We start from the raw sequence: 313 nt of genomic DNA, 5'->3' as shown, positions 1-313 counted from the left end.
CTAAAAAACCGTCCTATAACACAATTCAGTTCGAGAGAAATTGCTCAGCACTTTGCATTAGTTATGCAAAAAAATGACTCTATCTTTGCTTTATCTGTACAAGATGTTATGAAAATGGGTCTACTTCCGCATAAAAGTTTGTTTTCTCTCGATAGTGATTATGATAAATCTCAAATTGAATTAGCGTTAAGTAAATTAGGGTTAAGCCATGCCCTAGAAAGTCTCTTCAATCAACTTTCCGGTGGTGAACAACAACGGGTATTAATTGCTAGAGCACTAGTTCAAGCAAGCCAGATATTAATTCTTGATGCGC

General features: G+C 35.8%; 1 protein-coding gene. It reads left to right on the top strand.

Annotated features, from left to right (window positions below):
• Window positions 1–63: 63 nt before the first annotated feature.
• Window positions 64–313 (top strand): ABC transporter ATP-binding protein (locus AACQ14_RS23920; RefSeq protein ID WP_339366047.1); only part of this gene is annotated, 250 nt, incomplete at its 3' end.

Origin of the sequence: Vallitalea maricola (assembly GCF_036985595.1) — a bacterium.
GTDB lineage: Bacteria > Bacillota > Clostridia > Lachnospirales > Vallitaleaceae > Vallitalea > Vallitalea maricola.
This window is presented reverse-complemented; position numbering and strand designations above follow the sequence as displayed.